Below are 4,919 nucleotides of genomic sequence, written 5' to 3' on the forward strand. Positions count from 1 at the left end.
CAGCTCCCCGTTCCACCAGCTCGCATGCCGGTTCAGGTGCTGCAACGCGCGCAGATGGTCAATCACGCGTTGGTCGATGGAGTAGCGCTGCCGAAACTCCGCGCTGCATTGGAAATCTGGTCCGATCTCGATATTTCCCTCGGCGTTGAGCGCCGGGATGGTTGGGCCCGGCTTCTCGATCACCGCCAGCGCGAAGGGATGGGCACCGTCACTCTTCTCCAGCAGCCAGGCAACGCTTTCGTTGTAGGTGGAGGGGATGCAGAGCGAGCCGTCGATATAGACCAGCAGCGGTACCTTGCCCGTCGAAGAGGGGCGCTGCACGTGCACGGCCAGTAGGCTGCCGTCCACGCGCGGCACCGTCAGGAGATCTTGAAACACTGCATTCGCGGCTGCAGCCGGCAGGCCAACAAGTAGCGAAAGAAGCAACGCACCCATTCGACCCAGGAAGGCCGGCATTCCAGTATTCGGTTTCACGCTGCGGCTCACTCCTTGGGTCGATCAATGCGGAATATCAATCAGATCTCTCGGCGGGGACCTACCCAACAGAATCTTGATCTCAATGCCGGCCACCGCTTCAAGTTCAGCTTTCGCGGTCAGGTAGCGCTGCTCGTCTGTTCCACTCACCATGACTTCGATCAAACCAAGTTCCGGACGACCACTCAGGCCGGTCACATCCGGAAAAAACTCCAGAGCCCTGGCGCTTGCCCTGCTCATGATGTCGCTGAATTCCTGCGCCGTGTAAGGGTAGCCTTGCTCGAACTCAACCCTCACATCGGTCCCGCGTACTCTGATGAGCTGGACAGGCTCCGTTGCAGGCCCCTTCAAACCTACCACCAGGTGCTGGTAGGGCGTTGACTCGATCGAAATGAAGGCCATCCTCTCTCGATATCGCTCCCGTAGGTCCTGGACATGTGGCATAAGCTCTGACTCGATCAGCAGCCGCTCCCTGGCAACTTCAAGGGAAACGCCGTTGGCCTCCATGTAAGCGCTTGCCTCAACGTCGGGCACATCGTTACCCAGCACCGGAGCACTGCGCGGCATCCCACCCGGCGCTCTGGAGGGTTCAGCGCTGCTCCGTGCATTGGCCGCTGGAGCCGGATTGCCCTCTTCAACCCGCTGGTCCTGCTTGCCACCACAGGCCGAACCCAGCGCAATCGCCGCGAGAACGAATGCCCGCCGCAGGTTCGGTCCGATGCCGTGCCACGCCATCATTCCCCTCCGTCAAGCGCATCCAGTGGGCGCTTATGCGGCTCTTCGATGATCCGCTTGTTGAGAATGCGCACCGTGCCGACCATCAGCAGCCGCATGTCGCGAACGATGTAGTCAGCAAGCGCGTCATCACTGATGTCGTCGCCTTCGATATCCAGCCGGAACTCCTGGCCCTGAATACCACCACCGTTGCTGAACTCGATTTCGAAATCAAAGCAGACACGCTTTTCCATTCAAGCCTTCCGATCCATGCGGCCGAGGTCTGCCGGATTCTCGCACGACACCCCGGCCAGGGCGACCGTCGAATTGCCGCCCGCACTCGCACGCAGGTCACTTCGACTTCACCACTGCGCAACGACCCCGGCGGTAGGTTTCCTGCGCCTACACCGCCTCTGGCAGGGCGCAAAACACTTCAGGAATCAACCATGCGTACATGCATCGTTCTGGGTCTGTCGCTGTTGGTCGCCGCCCCTGCATGGGCCGCCGACGTCACCTGTGCATCCAAGGGTCGTGGTCGAACCGAGTGCCCCATGGACACCCAGGGGGATGTGCAGGTCAAGCGGCAGTTGAGCAAATCGCCCTGCACCGAAGGGGTGACCTGGGGCTTGAGCAAGCATGCCGTGTGGGTCGAACAGGGCTGCCGTGCCGTGTTCACGAATGCCTCGGATAGCGCTGCCGCAGCTCCCGCCGCCAGCGGGGGGCTGCCGTTGTTCAACGCCACCTGCCCCGGCGGCCTGGATGTCCATGGCGACCAGGGCGGTCCGGTGTACGTCAACGGCAAGGAGGCCACGTTGAAGAAGTCCAATGACAACTACTACGAAGCCAAGGACGCTGCCACGGGTACGGTCATCTCGCTGAGTAAAAACCCGGACGGATCGCTGTCGGTGTCCTACACCGGCCGCAAGGGTGCCAACGGCATCTGCCAGCTGCGGTGACCCGCGAACCTCACGCTTTGCGGGCGGACAGCAGGATGACCACGAACACCGGCAGTGGCGAGAGCATCATGATGATGCCCAGCCCGATGTTGGCGCCGCCGCCGGTGTTCATCCATCCATCGGCGTAGTACCAGCCCCACAACACAAGCGACGCCAGCAGGCCGGCGATGAAGCCTCGGCGCACGCGTGGTGGGCGGCGAACAACTACCCAGAGAGAGAACAAGGCGAACGGTGCCAGGGCCAGAGCCGTGCGCACCCAGCGTGGCTGCAGCTCTGGCCCCATTCCAAACGTGCGTGAGCGCAGTGAATCGAGTACCCACTCAACGCCCCACACAATGGTGAGCGCGTAGACCACGGAAACCAGCAGCAGCGCTGCGCCGGAAATCCTTCTGGTATCAGACGGCATGGATGTCTCTCTGGATACATGCGGCAGCATGCGATTCCAATGAAAGCACAGGCCGAAGTCTGCTCGCCACCCGCGATGTAACTGCCCCTCGTTCAGCCATCGGTGGAGCGGGTAACGCTCTCCCAGCGCACGAGGTCATCCAGAGCAGTCATGTGCTTCTCGCGAACCAGGGCCAGGGCATCGCTGCCAAGCAGCAGGTGCGCGGGAGGCGCTTCGCTGTCCATCAGGGCCAACATGGCCTGCGCGGCCTTCCGTGGGTCGCCGAGCTGCTTTCCACTGACCTCCTGCCGACGCTGGCGGATCGGGTCGAACACCGCGTCATAGTCGCTCAGGGTGCGCGGTGAGCGCACCATGGAGCGGCCTGCCCAATCGGTCCGGAAGGAGCCCGGCGCCACCGCCGTCACATGGATCCCCAGGTCACGGACTTCCTTGCCCACCGCTTCGCTGAGGCCCTCCAGCGCGAACTTGCTTCCACAGTAATAGGCAATGCCCGGCATGGTGATGATGCCGCCCATCGAGGTGATGTTGAGGATCCGCCCCGCGCGGCGGGCACGCATTCCGGGCAGGACGGCCCGCATCATCGCCACGGCGCCAAACACGTTGACGTCGAACTGCCGGCGCATCTCCGCCAGCGGAGACTCCTCCATTACGCCCTCATGACCATAGCCAGCGTTGTTGACCAGCACATCGATCGGCCCCAGCTCCGCCTCCACCGTGCCGACGGCCGTGCCGATGGCCGCCTCATCGGTGACGTCCAGTAGCCGTGCATGCGCACGCCCGGGCGCCAGCGCCTCGAACGCCGCGATGCCGTCAGCCTGGCGCAGCGTGCCAACCACCTCATGGCCAGCGGCCAGGGCTTCGCGGGCGAGCGCAAGGCCGAAGCCGCTGCTCACACCGGTAATCAGAATTCGCTTGGGGTGCGTCATGGGGTGCTCCATCAGGGGATGGGGTGCACAATAGTCCCACCACCCGGTCTCGCTAAGGCGAAATTCGCTCAGATTATTGCCTGATCCTATGAACACCGCCAATGCCACCGCCCGCTCCCGACCGGCCAGCCCCCTGCCGCTGGCACCGCTCGTGCGCGCGCTGGCACCGGTGGAGGGCTACAACCTGACCGCCCTGCCCAGCGTGCGGGTGCTCCGCTCCGACCGCCCACTTTCGAGAACCCCGGTGCTGTACGACCCGGGCATCGTGATCGTCTGCCAAGGCCGCAAGCGCGGCTACTTCGGCCACCGCACGTACGTGTATGACGCCAACCAGTACCTGGCCGTGTCCGTGCCGGTGCCGTTCACCATGGAAACGGATGCGTCGGCGGAATCCCCGCTGCTGGCGCTGTACCTGCACCTGGATTTTCCGCTTGCGGCCGAGCTGATGCTGGAGATTGACCGCCACGGCATCAGCTCAGACGTGGCACAACCGCAGAGCATGATGTCCAGCCCATTGGATGACGTAATGCAGCTCACCTTGGAGCGTCTGCTCCGCGCGCTTGCCGATCCCGTGGAATCGATCCTGTTCGGCCCCCAGCTGCTCCGTGAGCTGTACTACCGCGTGCTCACCGGCCCGCAAGGGGCCGTGCTGCGCGCGGCACTCTCCCAACAGGGAAGGTTCGGAAAGATTGCCAAGGCGCTTGAACGCATCCACTCGGACTACGACCAAGCGCTGGATGTCGCACGGTTGGCCCAGAGCGCCGGAATGAGCACGCCCTCATTCCACAGTCACTTCAAGGCGGTGACCTGCACCTCGCCCATGCAGTACCTGAAATCAACGCGCCTTCATCAGGCACGCCTGCTCATGGTGCGTGAGGGCATGACGGCTGCTGCAGCGTGCCATGCGGTAGGTTTCGAAAGCACCTCGCAGTTCAGCCGCGAGTTCAAGCGGCTGTTCGGGCTGACACCTGCAAAGGAAGCACAGCGCATGCGCGAGAGCTTCGCCATTCCGCAGGCATGGCCCGGCGCAAGCTATGTTTCATCCCACTGACGGAGAGCGCCTGGAGGCCATCCGCCGCTTCATTTGAAGGCCAATGTAAGGCTGCACAGCGAAGTGCGTCCCGTTGTACCCATCAAGGCGGCGGCCACCCGAGATGTCGGTTGTTTGGATGAAGTCTTTCGATGGGTCGACGCCTTTGACTTCTTCAATCCGTATGAAATAGACGACAGACAACAGCTTGGCAAGTGCCTTTCTGGCAGCGCCTGCATCGTAAACACGTAGAGTCAGTTCCGAGGTCTTGATATCCGTACCACCTTCAAACTTGATTCCTGCAGCTGCCAGTTGGGCCGCCATCTCCTGTTGCGTTGCCAGCAGGAACTGAAGTGATCGCGGTGCCGACTGGGCAACGTAACGAGGATCCTTTGTGTAGCGGGCAAGTTGAG

The 4,919-nt window shown here is 62.6% G+C and carries 7 protein-coding genes and 1 pseudogene; 2 read left to right on the forward strand and 6 right to left on the reverse strand.

Features of this window, described 5'->3' with window-relative positions; all coding sequences use genetic code 11:
- The 3 genes from KVS69_RS17785 to KVS69_RS17795 all read right to left on the reverse strand — a co-directional run.
- Positions 1–456: hypothetical protein (locus KVS69_RS17785; RefSeq protein WP_217539297.1), on the reverse strand; the 456-nt coding region annotated here is incomplete at its 3' end.
- A 42-nt stretch (positions 457–498) separates the two neighbouring features.
- Positions 499–1,209, reverse strand: a complete 711-nt coding sequence (locus KVS69_RS17790) for a hypothetical protein (RefSeq protein WP_217539299.1) — start codon at positions 1,207–1,209, stop codon at positions 499–501.
- Positions 1,209–1,442, reverse strand: a complete 234-nt coding sequence (locus KVS69_RS17795; RefSeq protein WP_095363699.1) for a cyclase — start codon at positions 1,440–1,442, stop codon at positions 1,209–1,211. The genes KVS69_RS17790 and KVS69_RS17795 overlap by 1 nt, the downstream gene beginning before the upstream one ends.
- 192 nt (positions 1,443–1,634) lie before the next feature.
- Between KVS69_RS17795 and KVS69_RS17800 the strand changes: the two genes are divergently transcribed.
- Positions 1,635–2,144, forward strand: coding sequence for a DUF3011 domain-containing protein (locus tag KVS69_RS17800; RefSeq protein ID WP_217539300.1), 510 nt, complete (start codon positions 1,635–1,637; stop codon positions 2,142–2,144).
- A gap of 10 nt (positions 2,145–2,154) precedes the next feature.
- On the opposite strand, the gene KVS69_RS17805 is transcribed toward KVS69_RS17800, so the two are convergent.
- Both KVS69_RS17805 and KVS69_RS17810 read right to left on the reverse strand, forming a co-directional pair.
- Positions 2,155–2,550 (reverse strand): hypothetical protein, encoded by a 396-nt coding sequence (locus KVS69_RS17805; protein ID WP_217539302.1) that lies wholly within the window; start codon positions 2,548–2,550, stop codon positions 2,155–2,157.
- A 92-nt stretch (positions 2,551–2,642) separates the two neighbouring features.
- A complete protein-coding gene (locus tag KVS69_RS17810) occupies positions 2,643–3,476 on the reverse strand; it encodes an oxidoreductase (protein ID WP_217539305.1) in 834 nt (277 codons plus the stop codon).
- A gap of 88 nt (positions 3,477–3,564) precedes the next feature.
- Here KVS69_RS17810 and KVS69_RS17815 point away from each other — a divergent pair, with 88 nt between their 5' ends.
- Entirely contained in the window at positions 3,565–4,527 is a 963-nt protein-coding gene (locus KVS69_RS17815; protein ID WP_217539311.1) for an AraC family transcriptional regulator, read from the forward strand.
- On the opposite strand, the pseudogene KVS69_RS17820 reads toward KVS69_RS17815, so the two are convergent.
- Positions 4,516–4,919: pseudogene (locus KVS69_RS17820) on the reverse strand (hypothetical protein); the annotation flags it as partial. The gene KVS69_RS17815 and the pseudogene KVS69_RS17820 sit on opposite strands and share 12 nt — an antisense overlap.

The organism is Stenotrophomonas sp. GbtcB23, assembly GCF_019091045.1.
GTDB classification, from domain to species: Bacteria; Pseudomonadota; Gammaproteobacteria; order Xanthomonadales; family Xanthomonadaceae; genus Stenotrophomonas; species Stenotrophomonas rhizophila_A.